This window comes from Leptospira ellinghausenii (assembly GCF_003114815.1).
Lineage (GTDB): Bacteria > Spirochaetota > Leptospiria > Leptospirales > Leptospiraceae > Leptospira_A > Leptospira_A ellinghausenii.
This window is the reverse complement of record NZ_BFAZ01000009.1, coordinates 419,072-434,685: the sequence shown is the minus strand read 5'-3', so window position 1 is coordinate 434,685 and position 15,614 is coordinate 419,072. Positions and strand designations below refer to the sequence as shown.

Below are 15,614 nucleotides of genomic sequence, written 5' to 3'. Positions count from 1 at the left end.
TAGCGATCACTCCCCATTCCATAGGTTTGGGGAGTTTTGTTTTTTATAGGCTTGTTCCAATTTCCTTTCATTTTTTCCTTGGGGTATGAAATCGAAGAAAGAAAAAAAGATTCATTCCGTACAATCGAAACAAAACCAATCACAAGAAAAAGCTCCTTCTTTTCCCTCTCAAATCCAAAATCCAATTCACGATTTATACTTTCCCTTCCGCATTCTCTTTGTTTTTATTTTTTTCCTTCTATTCCAATGCCAATCGAATGGGGATTCGAAAGAAATTTCGTATTTCCAAAACAAAGAAAAAACAAAAGCGGATATCCAATCAAAATGGGAAACACTGGCCCCCTCAGGGATCAAATCACTCACCTATATGGTTATGATGGGAGATGGAGATGTCTACCAATCTCAGATTGGGGTGAGTTCTGATGCCAAAATCGAACGATTTAAAATTGGAAGTATCACAAAAATATTTACTGGGATTGCGATCTTACAATTACAAGAATCCGGTAAACTGAAGTTAGATGACCCAGCTTCCCAGTATTTACCTGAATTGAAATTGATGAAACCAAAACAAGAAGGGTATCGAGAGATTACCATTCGTGATTTACTCACCCACCAATCAGGTTTACCTTCCGATTTGGCGAATGGTTTTTTCCTATCTCCCGAAGCAAAAGAAGATGAGATTTATCGTTCCTTTCGTTCTTTACCAAAATCACTCGCAGGGCTTGAACGAAATGAACCTGGAAAAATCCATTCCTATTCCAATTTAAGTTTTGGCTTACTGGGTAATATCATTGAACGGGCATCAGGTGAATCAATAGAATCCTACTTTCGTGTCCATCTCTTCGATAAAGCGGGAATGAAACATACAACGCTAATGGAAAATTTAGAAGGATCAGAACTCATTACGGGTTATTCTGGCATTTTTTGGAAATCGAAGACCGTTCGGCCTGTCATCCGTGATTTGACCGCAGGATCCATCTCCACAACGGCAAACGATATGGGTCTTTTTATGAAAGCTTTTTTCCGAAGTAAGGAAAACAAAGGACTACTAACTTCAGTTAGTTTTGATGAGTTCCATAAAACACAAATTGGTCCTGTTGCCAATTTTGAGATGAAACTGGGATTGCCTGTGATGAAATCAAGTTACAAAGCGGATGGAAAAACAGTTTGGTTTTATGGGCATTCGGGTTCTCTTCCACCTTTTTTTGCTGACTTAGTATATGATCCTAATACGGAAATTGTTTCCTTTGTCGCTGGGAACACACTTGGTATACAAACGGGAAAACTAAAAAGTACCAATACGGAAGTGATGAAGGTATTGTGGGAAGAAAAAATGGGCTTACAACCAGAACCAAGCCTCCCACCCATGATGGGAAAAAAAGGAACTGTTCCAGGGGAAGAAGGGGTTTATATTTCTCCCATGGGGATTCACGAATACAAAAAAGGGAATCCGCCAACTCTCAGTTTGATGGGTTTTGATGTAGGACTCATTGAAAAGGAAAATCGTTACGGAATCGACTTACGAGTATTATTCGGACTGATTAAAATTAACGATCCTAGTATCAACGAAATGCGAGTTGAATTTGAAACTTGGGAAGGGAATTCCATTTTCACTTTGTATTCTAAGGACCTACCCAAGGGAGTCGCAGGAATTGGGGTCAAGTTTACTCCAAACAACCGTTTTCCAGATGCACAATTTTTTGGGACCTTTGTCACAAAAGAACCTTATGCCATCATTCCCAAACTTAGACTAGAAAAGGACAAACGAGGATTCCCACTTTTAACCATATACTACGCATTAGGTGGAATGGAAAACACAGTCCAAGTCCCTTGCCAATGGGAAGGAGACAATACACTAAGGATCTTAGGCTACGGTAGAAATTTGGGTGAGAGACTTACTCTTGGGAGTAAAGAAGGAAAACCCTTTCTCCAATACTCAGGTGGGGAATATGTAAAGGATTAGAGCCTGGAAAGAATAGGGGAATGTTTACAGAGAAAATGGAAGATTCTGCATTTCTAAATTGACTTTTGAAACCTGGAAACTACCTATTTACTGAATCTTGTTAGTTCTGAAATCAAAAGGTACACAATGAAAATTCTCAAAATATTACCACTCTTGGCTCTCGTTATTTCCTTGAGCCAATGTATCACCTATCTTAAAAAAGATGTCCCTGTCTATAATCCTGCAAAGATTGAGAAAAAAATCTCGAATATTGACTTTGTGTTAGATTTTAATCAATACAATGCCTTCGGTGAAAAATTCCCTGTAAGTGAAGAGACTCATAAGGCAAACAAACGGGCATTTACAGAAATCATATCTGGATGTAAATGTATTGAGAAATTTAATCTCTATGTTATTGGATTGGATGATGTAAGTAAATTAAACAGTAAAAATCAAGTCAAGATAGAAGTAACAACGAGAGCTAAGCCGAATGCATCGCTCTTTCTATCTTCGACATTGTTTGTAGTCACTTTGGGATTAGTTCCTTTTTTTGGTGAAATCAATGGGAAAACAGAATTTGTAGCATATAACCAAGGCAAAGAAATCAAAAGGTATACTTATGAAAATGATGTAGTTGAAGTGAGACAATTATTTTTGTTATTTGTAATGCCATTTAGACAAATGAGCTATATAACCAATCAAAATGTGCCAGATAATTTTGTGAACGATATCTACCGCGATAAACTATATCAGTAAATTTTCCCTCTCTGGATTTTGAAGTGAGCCACTTCAAAATCCAATTCATTTTAAAATCAGGATCACTATCAATATATTCTTATTTTATATCTCCAATGTACACAGGTAAGGTTGTACTTTTGTCACAATCTTTGTTTTGCATTTCTGAATAGAAACATGAAAACAAGTTCGCATTGATATGAGTTTCGTTTGGTTGGCTTTTCTTTAGTTCGGAATTAATACCTTGAAGGGCAAAAAAACAATTTTCATTCCGTTTGTCTTCTCTTCCTTCCCCATAGTTTTTTTTGCAGAGATCTCTTGGTTCTTCCCCCGTTGGAAAACACGAAAGGAAAAGAAGGCAAAAGAAAGTAAAAAGAAATTTTGGCAAATTAGAGACTCCAAATCGAATGTTAGGTTTCCATGATTGGTTATGATAGGCAAAAAAAAAGCGGAGAATTTGAATCCCCGCTTTTTTTTTGATGAATACTCTTTATGAAACACAAAGAGTATAACAACTAACGAAATGAATCGTTATTTTTTTGCCTTTGTATTACCAGACGGACCTGTTAAAGTCGCTGCTTTTCCAGATACAGTTGTACAAACTTCAGGGAAGAAAAATCCTTCTCTGGTCGTTGTAGTTTTGTAATCGAGAAGTATATCTGCACCCTCAGTCTTTTTCAATGCTCGACTAACGGCTGCACCTTCAACGTCAGTTCTTGTATCTTCAATACCGATTTCGTGTAATCCAGCTTTTGCAATAATGTAAAAACCACCAGTTATGACTCCAACGAAGATTTCTCCAGGTGAAAAAGATAATGGAGATTCCACTCCCGTTGCTAAGTAACCTTCTCTTTTAAAAGAAAAGATACCAAACTCTGAAGAGCAAGCCTTCGCTGATGTCTCTGCGCCCATCTCATAAGCAGCTTCAGCAAGAGGAAGCGTTGTAATCTTACTCGATTCGATAGTTCTTACGGAGTGTGTACAATTGACTAATACGATTGTAATAGTTGCTACCAGAACAAATATTTTTTTCATTTGTTCCTCCCTTATTTAACAGGGCCAGTCTTTAATGTAACAGCCTTTGCTTTTACAGTGACACAAACACTTTGTCCAATAATATAGTAAGTGGACTCGTACTCAAATTTAGGGTTAACTAGGTAATTTGCATTTTCAACTTTTGAAATTGCATCATAAACAGCTTGTCTCTCAACAAAACCTGGTGCAAATACAGTTGATACCGAACCATACTTGTCATTCATTCCGTATGGGAAAATTAAAAAATTTCCACCACAGGATTTACCTGTTGTTTCACCACTGATAGTGTAGTCTGCAGGGGCGAGACTTACTGATTCAGTATGTAGACCTGGCATAGTTTTTGTAGTAGATGAGCAGTTAGCAACGAACGCTACTGCAGCGATTAAAAAAAGTAAACTTTTTTTCAAGTTGAGTTCCTCCGAGAGACTAAGATTAGATATACGATAGAGAATCAGTCAAACAAATTCTAGATCTGAAGCTCAATTTCTTTCCAAATTTTTTGAAAGTTGCGTGTGCGGTCTAGGTAATTGTAGCGGTTATTCTGAGGTTCCTTTTGTTTTGATTCTAAACCTTCCACATGTAAAACGGTCTTTGTTTCCATTTGGACCCACACTAGCACCAGTTTTGCTCTGACACCCGCCATACAACCCCAGTCTTGGCCATTGAACCAACCTGCGTTATGGGAATAGGCATATTGGATGATGGGGATGAGTAAAACTCCCTTTTTCCCTTTAAAATCAGCATTGGCAGAGAGTTTGAATTGGGGAATTTCGTTTGGGATGTTGATATTGTCTACACCTTCGTCGGCAACTTTTGTTAAGTCCTTTTGGAACTGGACTTGGAAGAGTTTGGAAGGTTGTAATATGGTAAATTTCTGATACCCTTTGAATCGGTTTGTCACGATAGACTGGACATAGTTCACGGACTCATCCTTAACTCCTGTTTCATTGAGGAACTCGATTTGTTTGGTCACCACTTGTTCCCCCCAGATGGTTTTTTCGCGGGAGATCCCACCAGAAAAATTCAGATCACCAACAAACATGTTTTTGTTGAAGGTATCTTTTTTGTTTGTCACAGGGATGAGGTTTTTGAGTAGGAAAATCTCTTCGGAAACAAAGAGCTCTGATTCGCCAAGGGAGGGCAATCGAGAAATGGCAGAACTTGTGGAACGGCATGTGCTGAAAAAAGAAACAAGTAGGATGAGAAAAATCGATCTTAGAATTTGCATTTCAACAATTTCTAAGGGAACGGATGGAAGTAAAAAGCATTTTTTCATTTTGAGAGGAGGGAGAATTTTGGTTTGTGCGAATGCAAAAAACGAAAATTGAGTGGGTCCTTGTTTTGACACTGCAATTTTGTTTTGCACCATTTTCCCTCCTCGGGGAACCCAATTCTCTCCTTTTCCTGGATGCAGAAAAAACAAAAGAATGGGGTGGTTTTGTTCCGAAACGAGAAGTAGATCAAAATTTACTGCAATCCATATTGGATGAAATCGTTGTTAGGCGGTTTGATTTGGATCCCATGTGGCTCAAACTCGTCCATTATGAATCGAAAGGAAAGGATAATTACCAAAGTAAAATCGTAAATTCTCGTTTTTTCTTTTCTTCCGAAGGTAGAACCAATCCAAAAGAGGAATTGGAAGCAACCATTCGTAGTTTTTTTGTAGAGGAACCCATTCCAGAAGGACTCATCCATCCTGTTTGTTCCTTTCCCACGAGGCATAAATTCATTAAACAAACGTTTGGTGTAGATTTTTTGAAACGAAATGGAATTCGTTGTGATCGCTATGAAGTTTGGAAAGCATCAATCCATGCCGATTCGGTATCAGTTGTGTTTGCTTCCTATTATCTCATGTCACCTGCTTCTGTTTTTGGGCATACAATGCTCAAGTTCAACCAGAAGTCAAATGAAGAGAACGGATCCGAAATTTTAGATTATGCGGTGAATGTTTCGGCCGATACTCCCAATCTAGATCCCATTCGTTATGCCTATCATGGATTGTTTGGTGGATTCAAAGCCAAGTTTTCTTTGTTCCCCTATTATTTAAAAGTGAATGAATACAATGACCTCGAAAGTCGCGATTTATGGGAATACCGATTGTCGTTAAACAAAGATGAGTTGGAACTCCTTGTTTCTCATTTATGGGAATTGTCTCGGGCAGAATTTGATTATTATTTTCTGAATGCCAACTGTGGGACATTCCTTGTCGAATGGTTGGATGTTGTAAAACCAGAACTCCATCTAAAATCAAAATTAGGTGGTGTTGTGAGTCCTGTTGATACCATTAAACTGTATACCCAAACAGAAGGTCTTGTCGAGGAAACAAAATACAGACCATCGTTGTATTCGGAGATCACCTTCCTTATCCGACAAATGGAACCGGAAGAAAAAAAAGCCTTCTATCATTTATTAGAAAGATATCAAAAAGAAACCTTTGATTTACACATCTTAGAAAATAAGGAGAAAGGAATCCGACAATCGCTCGTACTCGATGCTTTTTTGTTAGCCTCCCGTTACCAAAGTTTCCAATCTCCAAAGCCAAATGAGATGCAAAAATCCAATGAACAAAAAACATTAGAGTTTCGTTCAAGGTTCCCAAATCCAACAGAACCTCAGTATCCAAGTCTCAATCCATCTCCACCTGAATTGGCACATCCCAAATCACGGATTGTTCTTGGTGGTGGGTCTTCCAATTTTGGAGCATTTTTGGAATGGAAATACCGTTTTGCTTACCATGATTTACTCAATGTGAGTAAGGGTTCCCCACCAAACGGAGAGTTGGTGTTTTTGGATGGAAACATTCGTCAGTATGAAGGGAAAAAAATAGAACTTACATCTTTAACACTAGTTCGATTGGTTTCGTTAAGCCCTTACAATTCCATATCAAAACATTGGTCATATTTATTCGACTTTGGAATCCAAACCACTCCAATCAAAGGCAAACAGAATCAATGGTGGGAAAGTTGGAAGCAAAGAGCGGAAACAGAATGGGAACGAAAACAAGTTCCAAATTTGGATCTTGCCGCAGGTTGGACATTTGCCGATGAATTTTCGAAAACCAAAGATCGATTTGGGGCTATTTCTTTTCTACTTGGTATTAAGTCACAATTCCACCCTGGCTTTGAACAAGGGGGAAGGTTTGGACCCAATGTCCAAACCCTTTACCAAAAAGAGTGGGGGAACTGGAAGGTGTTAGGTGGGTTTTTTTTCCAACATTATGTAAATCAAACCATCAAAAACCAAATTGGATCGACTGTAACATTGCGATACTTATTGTCACAAGAATCAGAATTCCGAGTGGAAATGAAAAAGGAACCAAACTACCAAGAAGTATCTGGTTCCTATCATTATTTATTTTGAGATGGTTCTTCAAATCTTTTTTGGTTTCTGTAATGTGCCAAATACGTGATGAGAACTAAAGCCCCCACAGGAACTGCAAAATAGATATGAACTTGGATGAGTCCCGCAATCATACCCAAAATACCACCTAAGAATTGTATTACGACCAAATTCCCGCCAGTATTGTCCAAAATCATTTTTTCCAAATCATCTGTATCAAGTGCCATCACTCTTTCTTCCACAAGTGCTGTTACATTGATATTATGGACAAATTTTTCTATATTGGTTTTGAGATACGCTTTTCCTTCTTCACTATTCATAAATTCAAGAAGGCGTTTTTTCACCCAATCCACTGCACGGAAAAAGTTTTTTTCGATCTCTTCCCAGTTGTTTGGATCATCCAAATAAGATTGTAAACGTTCAATGCCCGACGGCAATAGGTTCTGTCTGGCGTAATCACCACTGGCTTCCAACCAATTGGATATTTTACCTGTAATGAATTCTTGTGTTTCCTTGGAATTGAGTCTTTCTTGTAAACCAGCCATCATATCATCCATCATTTTCATAAATTGATCGGATGTTTCGGGGTCTTTGACAAACCGTTCTAAAAGTTCGCGGATTGCGTCTTCGTTGAAGGAAAATATTTTTTTCACACCAATTCCAATTTTTCCCAAGGTGCTTCGTGTTTTTAAATATTCTTCGAGTCCTTCGTTTAAAAGGTTCGCAAGTTTCGGCATCTCTTCTAGTAAAATGACACGGAGTTGTTTTCCCAACTCTTCACGATTCGTTTCTTCTGTTAGGTAATATGTTAGGCGGTTTCTTGTGTATTCCCAAAGTTTTTGTACTTCTTCAGGACGTTCCGCCATTTTTTTCATGGTTTCTTCTGAAAAATCGAAAATCACTTCTAAAATTTCAGGACCACGTTCCTTTAACATGGAAATGATTTTGGTAACAAGTAGAGTGCGGATTTCGTCGTTGTGGATGGCTTCGTCAATTTCTTTGACAATTTTTTGAATTCCAGTTTCGACTAAGTTCCTTTCATAGATATAAGCAATGATGATGTCGGGATGGAGTAAATTACTTTGGATACTCTCACCTAAAGACTTTGCAATTTTTGATTTGTTTTTGGGAACAAGCCCTGACCAACCAAGCACCTTCCCATGTTTTGGTTGGAATAACATTTTGATCGCAAGGAAGTTGGTGTAATATCCAACCATTCCCGCCATAAGCACAACAAAGATTGCGTTGATCCAAATATTCCCTTCGTAGTATATTTGAAATCCACCACAAATAACAGAAAATAATACGAGGAGTCTGCGATACCAAGTATCTAACTTAGCAACATCCATCTTATTCCTCTTCTAATTTTAAATATCTACCACTGAGTTTTCGTAAAAAACCTCGAGGGATGAGTTCTGAAACAGTGATTGCACCTTGGTTAAAACTTCCAGTGATACAAACTGCTTGGTTGTATTTGAGTGCGCTTAACGACTCTTCGACGACTTCATCTGCATTTTGCCACATAAACGAAGGGTATTTAGACTTACTAATTCCTGCACGTTGGTGGAAGTCTGAATGAGTGAGGCCTGGGCAAAGTGCTTGTACATGAATGCCGTAGTTTTTGGCTTCTTCGTGAATGGATTCAGTAAAAGACTTAACAAACGCTTTTGTTGCCGCATAAATCGCACTACCAGGTGCTGGCAGATAACCAGCGATAGATGCCACATTGATTAGGTAACCTTTTTTGTTTTTTTTGAAACGGTTCAGTGCCGTGTGTGAAAGGTGAACAAGTGTTTTTACGTTCAAACTCACTTCATCTAATTCTTTATCAAGAGGAAGGGTCGCAAACTCACCAACAGTTCCAAATCCTGCATTATTCACTAAAAGTTCTGCATCTTTATCTTTTTCAATGATACTTGATAGTTCTTCCACATCTTTCTTTTTGGTCAGGTCTAAGACGAAATACTTCAACATTCCTCTTGACTTTGGTTCCAATTCTAGAATGACTTTTTTTAAGTCCGCTTCCGTCCGAGAAATTAAAAAAACATTATAATCTTTGCCGAGTGCTCTAACAAATTCTTTTCCGATACCTTGCGATGCGCCTGTAACATATGCATTTTTCATTCGATGGGATTCCTCTTCATTAGAACGGCAGTTGATCCGTCTAGGTAGTATTTTTTACGTCTCTCAAGTTCATTAAAACCAGCAGACAAATAGAGATTGATTGCTGGTTCGTTTGATTCTTTCACTTCTAAGAAAAATTCCTTTTTTGGAAATTCCTTAAATAATTTTTCTAACAATTGTTTTGCTAGGCCTAACTTTCTGAAGTTGGGTAGTGTAGCGATTCGGAAAATTTCAATTTCCCAAGGTGTCTCACAAACTAACGCATAACATTGTATTTTTTGGTCACCTATGCCAAATGCGGCATGGAATTCCAAATGAGTTTGGATCATCTTATCTGTCCATTCCTCACCTGGAAAACATAGTTTTTCCCAAGTAAGGATCACTGGCAAATGGACTTCACCCAACCTTTGAAAACTAAGAGACATAATCACATTTTTTTCTTTTCATCCAAAAGAAAGAAACTAAAATCGAACCGATGGGCACAAAAAACAACTGGTTTTCAATGGTTTTCGCACTCAAGTGGGGAGTTGTTTTGGGTATGCTCCTCTTTTTTACCCATTGTGATTACTTAAAATCCCTAACAGAATCCCGGTACCGCAAACGAATCGGTGGAGAACCCACAGAAAAAGACATCGTCAATTGGAAAGAGAAACTAGCTTTGGAAGAAGCCGAAATTGAAGAAATGGACAAACGGATCCGAAAATTGGTCCAAAAGTCCAACCAATCGGCAGCCCTCTCTTGGAAAATTGCCCGCGCTTATATGCGTGCAGGTTCTGCAGATGTGGGTGTTCGTTATTACGAGGAAGCCGTCACAGAATCCATTCCCAATGCAAAACAAGGTGGATATGAAATCCATTCTTACGAATCTGCAATCCCTTTTTTTGAAAAGGCTATCCAGTCGGGGAAACTAGACAAACAATTGTTATATGAAACAGCTGTTGCTTATGCAAATGCATCTAAAGATATGGGATGGGAACCTACACGAAGGAGTCGTGCTATTAGTTTATTCAAACAATTGGCAAAATTAGACAAAGACGATACTCGTTTCCCATTCCAATTAGCTCTGATCTATTTTGATTCTTCTTTGAAGGATGAAAGTTGGAATGGAAAACTGGCAAGTGGTTATGATGAATTGGATTCCGCATTTTCTTTGTTAGACCAAATATTGCGAAAAGAACCTTATAATGTTCCCACTCGATTTGCGAAGGCTAATTTTTTATACCAAATTGGAAAGACTTCTCTCGCCCATGATGAATATATTCGAATCAAATCCATTTTAGAAGAAATGAAGGGGAAAGGAAGTATCCGCGAACCTTTGGAAGAAAACTCTTCTTATCAAAATGTCTTAAAGAATTTAAGTGTACTCGGGGCCCAAAACAAATCTAACTGACCTAATCCCATGTGGTACTTTCCATTTTGGGTCATCCGAAAGTCCTTTCTTTTTTACGCAAAACAAAGATTTGGCGTAATTATCATGAATTTTTACCATTATTCCAAACTTTACCCATGTTTTTTAAAGAAGAAGATTGGAAATTTTGGTTATCCGAATGTAAAGTATGGGAACAAAACAAAGACCCTCGTTGGAACTTAATTTCCTATTATGATTCCAATTATCCAAAACTTCTAAAAGAAATTTATGATCCCCCACTAGTGATTGTGGGAATGGGTGACTTAACTCTATTGCAGAAAGACCTTGTTGCCATAGTGGGAACCCGTAAATCTTCGCCTGTTTCCTTACAAGCAACAAAAGCACTTGTGGGTTCTTTCTCTGAAAAAGAAAACATCGCCATTGTTTCTGGAATGGCCCTCGGGATTGACAGACAGGCTTTCGTCACTGCACTCGAATTCGGAATCCCTGTTGTGGGAGTCCTCGGTACCACACTTGGAATCGAATACCCACCGGGGAATCGTGATCTTTACAAACGAATTAAAAATGACCCCAAACAATTGTTAATCTCTGAATTCCTCCTGCATACAGAACCTGCCAAATGGACTTTTCCGAAACGAAATCGTGTGATTTCTGGACTTTGCCAAAAGGTTTTTATCATGGAATCAGGTAAAAAATCGGGCACTATTTCCACAGCGATGAGTGCCATGGAACAAAACAGGGAAATTTTTGTCTTTGATCACCCAAAACAATTTGATAACGAAGGAGGGAAGATGTTGTTACGGCAAGGTGCAAGTCATTTGTGTGGTGGGAGTCAAATCGTAAAAACGGAAACGATCGAACGAATCATTTTTTCTTACGAAGAGTGGCAAAAACTTAAAAACACCTCCTTCCTTAAGAAAAAGGAAGAAGAGGTGTTGGATTTTCAATTTAACCTTTAAAGATAAACCCAGCGATTGTTGCGATTACATAGATCACTAGCAAAAATACACCAAACGGACGTTTGATTTTATCTTTGGAGAATACAATTCCCAAACGGAATAAAACGAGAACTATGAGCATCGAAGGAAAATAAAAACTGAAAAAACTCACGGGAGCTTCGAGGCCATTCCTGGTTACGGCTGCCGCAGCACCTGATACAAAGAGGACATTTAAAATATCGGCACCAATGATATTACCCACAGCAAGTTCTGAGTGCCCACGCCTTGAAGCCTGGATGGCAGTGACAAGTTCAGGCAAACTCGTTCCAAAGGCGACAAGAGTTGCCCCAATGATGGATTCAGGAATTGATAATCGAATTGCTGTTTCTTGGACAGAAGGGATAAGCACTTTTGATGATAAAATGACAAGAGTGATGGCAGTCACCAGTTTGATGAAGACAATCCAAAAAGGAGACTCGTCATATTCTGTTGTGTCATCGAGACCTGCTTCGAGTTCCCCCGGTTTGGACCTTGACCAACGAATGCTTAGGTAAACATAAACACCTAATAAAATTAAAAAGACAATCCCTGTCCCTTGGTCAATTCGTCCACCAGTTGTGAATACGGATGCCAGGTTTGACCATGGTAGAGCAGCAAACACAAGTAAAAATCCACTGAGAACTTGGATCCAACCCTGGCGGTTGACAAGGCGTTTGTCGATGTCAGGTGGTGAGATGAGAATGGCAATCCCGAGGATGAGTCCAGTATCACAGATAATCGATCCCACAGCATTTCCCAGGGCAATTCCTGGATTTCCTTCGAGGGCAGCGAGGACAGAAACAGAAACTTCTGGAAGAGTGGTTCCTAAGCTGACAATCGTTGCACCAATGATCATCTTTGGGACACCCCATCTTGTGGAGAGGGAAACGGCTTCGTCTACCAAAACATCAGCAGCTTTCCCAAGGACAAGGATAGAGCCAATGATGACAAGTATGAGGAATGGTAAGGGTAGGGTTTGAAAAGTTGCAGTCAGAAATGCATCCATGGATAAAGGTCAGAATATGGACTACTTACTTCGACTGCGACTCTTTCTTTGGCTCGGAACCCTCGGTTTTTTTTCTCCGGCCTTCGGAGAACCACGAATGCCAAAAGAACCTAGTTTGCCTTCGTTACCAAATGAAGAAACGAAAGAACCAAGAAATGCCCGTGGTGAAAAAGAATCGGGGGAAACAAAGGTTTTGAACTTAACCCTTTGTGATGGACGAACGGTTCGAGGAGAATCAACTAGCGGTAGTCAGTCGATATTCTTTGAACATACAAAAGATGGGATTTTATACAAAAAGAAATTAACAATCGCAGAACTTGATTCGATTAAAATTGATTCTTGGGAACTCAAATCAAAACGGGAAGAAAAAAAAGGAACTACTTATGAAGTCCTTCCCAAAAAGATCCGCATCCGAACCAAAAATGGAGAAACATTTTATAAAGAAACAGGACTTTCGGATTTAAAACTTTTGAACATCGAAATCAAAAACAATAATGGAGAAACGACACTCTTTACCTATTGGGTGGATTTAAAATTCCCTGACGGCAAATGGTATTCAGGACTTCCAACAGCAAAAGGAGACCAATCCACTAGGGAAGATTGTTTGAAAGATGTTGTACGAATGATTGAATGGGAATAATCCATCAGAAAAATCCGATCGAATCATTTCGAATGAAATATTGTGAATCCAATATAAAACTTTAGAAGTTTGATCTTTCGTGCAGCATACACTGCACGAGAGATTTTTTTAGAGATTTTGTTTCCTTGGTTTTATCGACTTAAGACTCTATCACACAGTCAACGAAGTATGTCAAAATTCCTGTTTCTGATTTTTCTTCTACAAGACCGTGGATGTCTGTTTCAAACCCAGGGAATTTTGTATTAAACTCACGAGCAAACTGTAAGTAGCGAATGATCGTTGAGTTAAATTTTTCTCCTGGGATGAGGAGTGGGATCCCTGGTGGATACGGAGTGAGTAACACGGAAGTGATCCTTCCTTCCAATTCATCAATTGGAACTCGTTCAATGTCCCGGTGGGCCATTTTTGCAAACGCTTCTGATGGTTTCATTGCTGGGATCATCGGACTCAAATACATCTCAGTTGTTAGGTGAGAAATATTATTGGCTCTGTAGACTTCGTGCATGGATTGGCAAAGGTCACGTAAACCAATACGATCGTATTTTGGATGTGCTGCCGTAAACTTTGGCATCACTCTCCACAATGGTTGGTTGGAATCATAATCATCTTTGAACTGTTGTAATTCGGTGACCATTGTATTCCAACGGCCTTTTGTGATACCGATGGTAAACATGATGAAAAAACTATAAAGCCCTGTTTTTTCGACGATGATCCCGTGTTCGGCAAGGTACTTGGTGAGAATAAGGGCAGGGATTCCCCAATCAGCAAATTCACCCTCCACACTCATACCAGGTGTGATGACTGTTGCTTTGATCGGATCGAGCATATTAAAGCCTTCTGCAATGTCACCAAACCCGTGCCAACGATCATTTGCTTTGAGGATCCATTCATCTCGTTCGCCAGCACCTTCTTCGGCGAGGGCTTCTGGACCCCAAACACTAAACCACCAATCTTCTTCTAGTTCCAAATCCACTTTGCGCATCGCTCGTCTGAAATCTAAAGCTTCTTCAATGGATTCTTCCACAAGTGCATTCCCACCAGGAGATTCCATCATCGCCGCAGCCACATCACAAGAGGCAATGATGGCATACTGTGGACTTGTACTTGTGTGCATCAAAAATGCTTCATTGAATAAATTTCGGTCTAAAGTTTCCTTTTCACTGTTTTGGACAAGGATCTGGCTTGCTTGTGAAAGTCCCGCGAGTAATTTATGAGTGGACTGCGTTGCAAAGATCATACTTTCTTTCGGACGTGGTCTGTCAGATCCTATCGCGTGCATACCTGTATAAAAACGATGGAACGCAGCATGAGGTAACCATGCTTCATCAAAATGAAGGGTGGAAATTTTACCATCTAACTCAGATTTTATGTCTTCCACATTATACAGAATTCCATCATAAGTACTTTGTGTGATGGTTAAGATTCTTGGGTTCCCTTTTACATGTTTTGCAAACGGATGTTCTGCGATTTTCTTTTTGATGTTTTCCCAAGTGAATTCGGATTTGGGAATAGGGCCAATGATACCAAAATGGTTTCGTGTTGGCATGAGGAATACAGGAATGGCTCCTGTCATGGTAATAGCATGTAAAATACTTTTGTGGCAGTTACGGTCTACAATCACTACGTCGCCAGGAGCAACGGTACTATGCCAAACAATTTTATTGGAAGTGGAGGTTCCGTTCGTCACAAAGTACAAACTATCACATTGAAAAATTCGGGCAGCATTTCGTTCACTTGCAGAAATGGGACCCGTGTGATCGAGAAGTTGACCGAGTTCATCCACCGCATTACACACGTCAGCTCGTAACATATTCTCACCAAAAAACTGATGGAACATTTGACCCACAGGGCTTTTTAAAAAGGCAACACCACCTGAGTGACCAGGGCAGTGCCAACTATAACTTCCATCATGTGCATATTGAGTGAGTGCTCGGAAAAACGGTGGAGGTAAACTATCCAAATACGATTTTACTTCTCTGTGGATGGCCCTCGCCATAAACTCAGGTGTGTCTTCAAACATATGAATGAAACCATGGAGTTCTTTTAAAATGCTATTGGGAATGTGACGACTTGTTCTCGTTTCTCCATATAAAAAAAGAGGGATGTCTGCGTTTCTATGACGCACTTGGGTCACAAAATCTTTCAGTTGTCGAAGAGCGTCCGGTACTTCACCTTCTGTCTCCGGAGTGAACTCTTCATCATCAATGGAGAGGATGAATCCACAAGCCCGGCTTTGTTGTTGTACAAAACTCGTGAGATCTCCATAACTGGTCACACCCAAAACTTCGATTCCTTCGCCTTCTAAGGCCTTTGCAATAGCTCGAATGCCTAGACCACTGGCATTTTCGGAACGAAAATCTTCATCAATGATGATGATAGGAAATTGTACGATACCGTTTTGATACATCAACTCCATAGGAGGTATGTCCCACAGAGAATCAAATGAT

Annotated in this window: 15 protein-coding genes; 6 read left to right on the top strand and 9 right to left on the bottom strand. The window is 39.4% G+C overall.

Annotated features, from left to right (window positions below; all coding sequences use genetic code 11):
- Positions 1-85: 85 nt before the first annotated feature.
- Together DI076_RS10495 and DI076_RS10490 are read left to right on the top strand one after the other, a co-directional pair.
- Complete coding sequence (locus DI076_RS10495; protein ID WP_108959834.1) at positions 86-1,963, top strand: serine hydrolase domain-containing protein; 1,878 nt, start codon at positions 86-88, stop codon at positions 1,961-1,963.
- 126 nt (positions 1,964-2,089) lie between these two features.
- Positions 2,090-2,698 carry a hypothetical protein gene (locus DI076_RS10490; RefSeq protein ID WP_108959833.1) on the top strand — a complete coding sequence of 203 codons (609 nt, stop codon included), beginning with the start codon at positions 2,090-2,092 and terminating at the stop codon, positions 2,696-2,698.
- 79 nt (positions 2,699-2,777) lie between these two features.
- Here DI076_RS10490 and DI076_RS10485 read toward each other — a convergent pair whose 3' ends face one another.
- From DI076_RS10485 to DI076_RS10470, 4 genes are all read right to left on the bottom strand, one after another.
- Positions 2,778-3,065, bottom strand: coding sequence for a hypothetical protein (locus DI076_RS10485; protein WP_108959832.1), 288 nt, complete (start codon positions 3,063-3,065; stop codon positions 2,778-2,780).
- Positions 3,066-3,208: 143 nt separating this feature from the next.
- Positions 3,209-3,712 (bottom strand): LEPBI_I0682 family protein, encoded by a 504-nt coding sequence (locus DI076_RS10480; protein ID WP_108959831.1) that lies wholly within the window; start codon positions 3,710-3,712, stop codon positions 3,209-3,211.
- 11 nt (positions 3,713-3,723) lie between these two features.
- Positions 3,724-4,119: a hypothetical protein gene (locus DI076_RS10475; RefSeq protein WP_108959830.1), complete on the bottom strand. Its 396-nt coding sequence runs from the start codon at positions 4,117-4,119 to the stop codon at positions 3,724-3,726.
- A 59-nt stretch (positions 4,120-4,178) separates the two neighbouring features.
- Positions 4,179-5,081: a hypothetical protein gene (locus DI076_RS10470; protein ID WP_245918376.1), complete on the bottom strand. Its 903-nt coding sequence runs from the start codon at positions 5,079-5,081 to the stop codon at positions 4,179-4,181.
- Here DI076_RS10470 and DI076_RS10465 point away from each other — a divergent pair.
- A complete protein-coding gene (locus DI076_RS10465) occupies positions 5,054-7,072 on the top strand; it encodes an Lnb N-terminal periplasmic domain-containing protein (protein WP_245918375.1) in 2,019 nt (672 codons plus the stop codon). The genes DI076_RS10470 and DI076_RS10465 overlap by 28 nt on opposite strands.
- Here DI076_RS10465 and DI076_RS10460 read toward each other — a convergent pair.
- The 3 genes from DI076_RS10460 to DI076_RS10450 are packed head-to-tail and all read right to left on the bottom strand — an operon-like array spanning position 7,060 to position 9,600.
- Positions 7,060-8,400, bottom strand: a complete 1,341-nt coding sequence (locus DI076_RS10460) for a DUF445 family protein (protein ID WP_108959827.1) — start codon at positions 8,398-8,400, stop codon at positions 7,060-7,062. The genes DI076_RS10465 and DI076_RS10460 overlap by 13 nt on opposite strands.
- A 1-nt stretch (position 8,401) precedes the next feature.
- On the bottom strand, positions 8,402-9,175 hold the full coding sequence (locus DI076_RS10455) for an SDR family NAD(P)-dependent oxidoreductase (protein WP_108959826.1): 774 nt from the start codon (positions 9,173-9,175) through the stop codon (positions 8,402-8,404).
- A complete protein-coding gene (locus DI076_RS10450) occupies positions 9,172-9,600 on the bottom strand; it encodes a GNAT family N-acetyltransferase (protein ID WP_108959825.1) in 429 nt (142 codons plus the stop codon). Before DI076_RS10450 ends, DI076_RS10455 begins: the two co-directional genes overlap by 4 nt.
- 50 nt (positions 9,601-9,650) lie before the next feature.
- Between DI076_RS10450 and DI076_RS10445 the strand changes: the two genes are divergently transcribed.
- On the top strand, positions 9,651-10,565 hold the full coding sequence (locus DI076_RS10445; protein WP_108959824.1) for a tetratricopeptide repeat protein: 915 nt from the start codon (positions 9,651-9,653) through the stop codon (positions 10,563-10,565).
- 11 nt (positions 10,566-10,576) lie between these two features.
- Positions 10,577-11,503: a DNA-processing protein DprA gene (locus DI076_RS10440; RefSeq protein WP_108959823.1), complete on the top strand. Its 927-nt coding sequence runs from the start codon at positions 10,577-10,579 to the stop codon at positions 11,501-11,503.
- On the opposite strand, the gene DI076_RS10435 is transcribed toward DI076_RS10440, so the two are convergent.
- Entirely contained in the window at positions 11,493-12,527 is a 1,035-nt protein-coding gene (locus DI076_RS10435) for a calcium/sodium antiporter (protein WP_108959822.1), read from the bottom strand. The two genes, DI076_RS10440 and DI076_RS10435, sit on opposite strands and share 11 nt — an antisense overlap.
- Here DI076_RS10435 and DI076_RS10430 point away from each other — a divergent pair.
- Positions 12,526-13,167, top strand: coding sequence for a hypothetical protein (locus DI076_RS10430; protein WP_108959821.1), 642 nt, complete (start codon positions 12,526-12,528; stop codon positions 13,165-13,167). The genes DI076_RS10435 and DI076_RS10430 overlap by 2 nt on opposite strands.
- A gap of 139 nt (positions 13,168-13,306) precedes the next feature.
- Here DI076_RS10430 and DI076_RS10425 read toward each other — a convergent pair whose 3' ends face one another.
- Positions 13,307-15,574 (bottom strand): arginine/lysine/ornithine decarboxylase, encoded by a 2,268-nt coding sequence (locus DI076_RS10425; RefSeq protein ID WP_108959820.1) that lies wholly within the window; start codon positions 15,572-15,574, stop codon positions 13,307-13,309.
- Positions 15,575-15,614: the final 40 nt, after the last annotated feature.

Bases quoted from the DNA above. Each gene is read 5' to 3' on its own strand.
- DI076_RS10450 (WP_108959825.1), bottom strand. From the start codon at position 9,600: ATGTCTCTTAGTTTTCAAAGGTTGGGTGAAGTCCATTTGCCAGTGATC.
- DI076_RS10490 (WP_108959833.1), top strand. From the start codon at position 2,090: ATGAAAATTCTCAAAATATTACCACTCTTGGCTCTCGTTATTTCCTTG.
- DI076_RS10480 (WP_108959831.1), bottom strand. From the start codon at position 3,712: ATGAAAAAAATATTTGTTCTGGTAGCAACTATTACAATCGTATTAGTC.
- DI076_RS10495 (WP_108959834.1), top strand. From the start codon at position 86: ATGAAATCGAAGAAAGAAAAAAAGATTCATTCCGTACAATCGAAACAA.
- DI076_RS10445 (WP_108959824.1), top strand. From the start codon at position 9,651: ATGGGCACAAAAAACAACTGGTTTTCAATGGTTTTCGCACTCAAGTGG.
- DI076_RS10470 (WP_245918376.1), bottom strand. From the start codon at position 5,081: ATGGTGCAAAACAAAATTGCAGTGTCAAAACAAGGACCCACTCAATTT.
- DI076_RS10435 (WP_108959822.1), bottom strand. From the start codon at position 12,527: ATGGATGCATTTCTGACTGCAACTTTTCAAACCCTACCCTTACCATTC.
- DI076_RS10425 (WP_108959820.1), bottom strand. From the start codon at position 15,574: ATGTATCAAAACGGTATCGTACAATTTCCTATCATCATCATTGATGAA.
- DI076_RS10455 (WP_108959826.1), bottom strand. From the start codon at position 9,175: ATGAAAAATGCATATGTTACAGGCGCATCGCAAGGTATCGGAAAAGAA.
- DI076_RS10460 (WP_108959827.1), bottom strand. From the start codon at position 8,400: ATGGATGTTGCTAAGTTAGATACTTGGTATCGCAGACTCCTCGTATTA.
- DI076_RS10430 (WP_108959821.1), top strand. From the start codon at position 12,526: ATGGATAAAGGTCAGAATATGGACTACTTACTTCGACTGCGACTCTTT.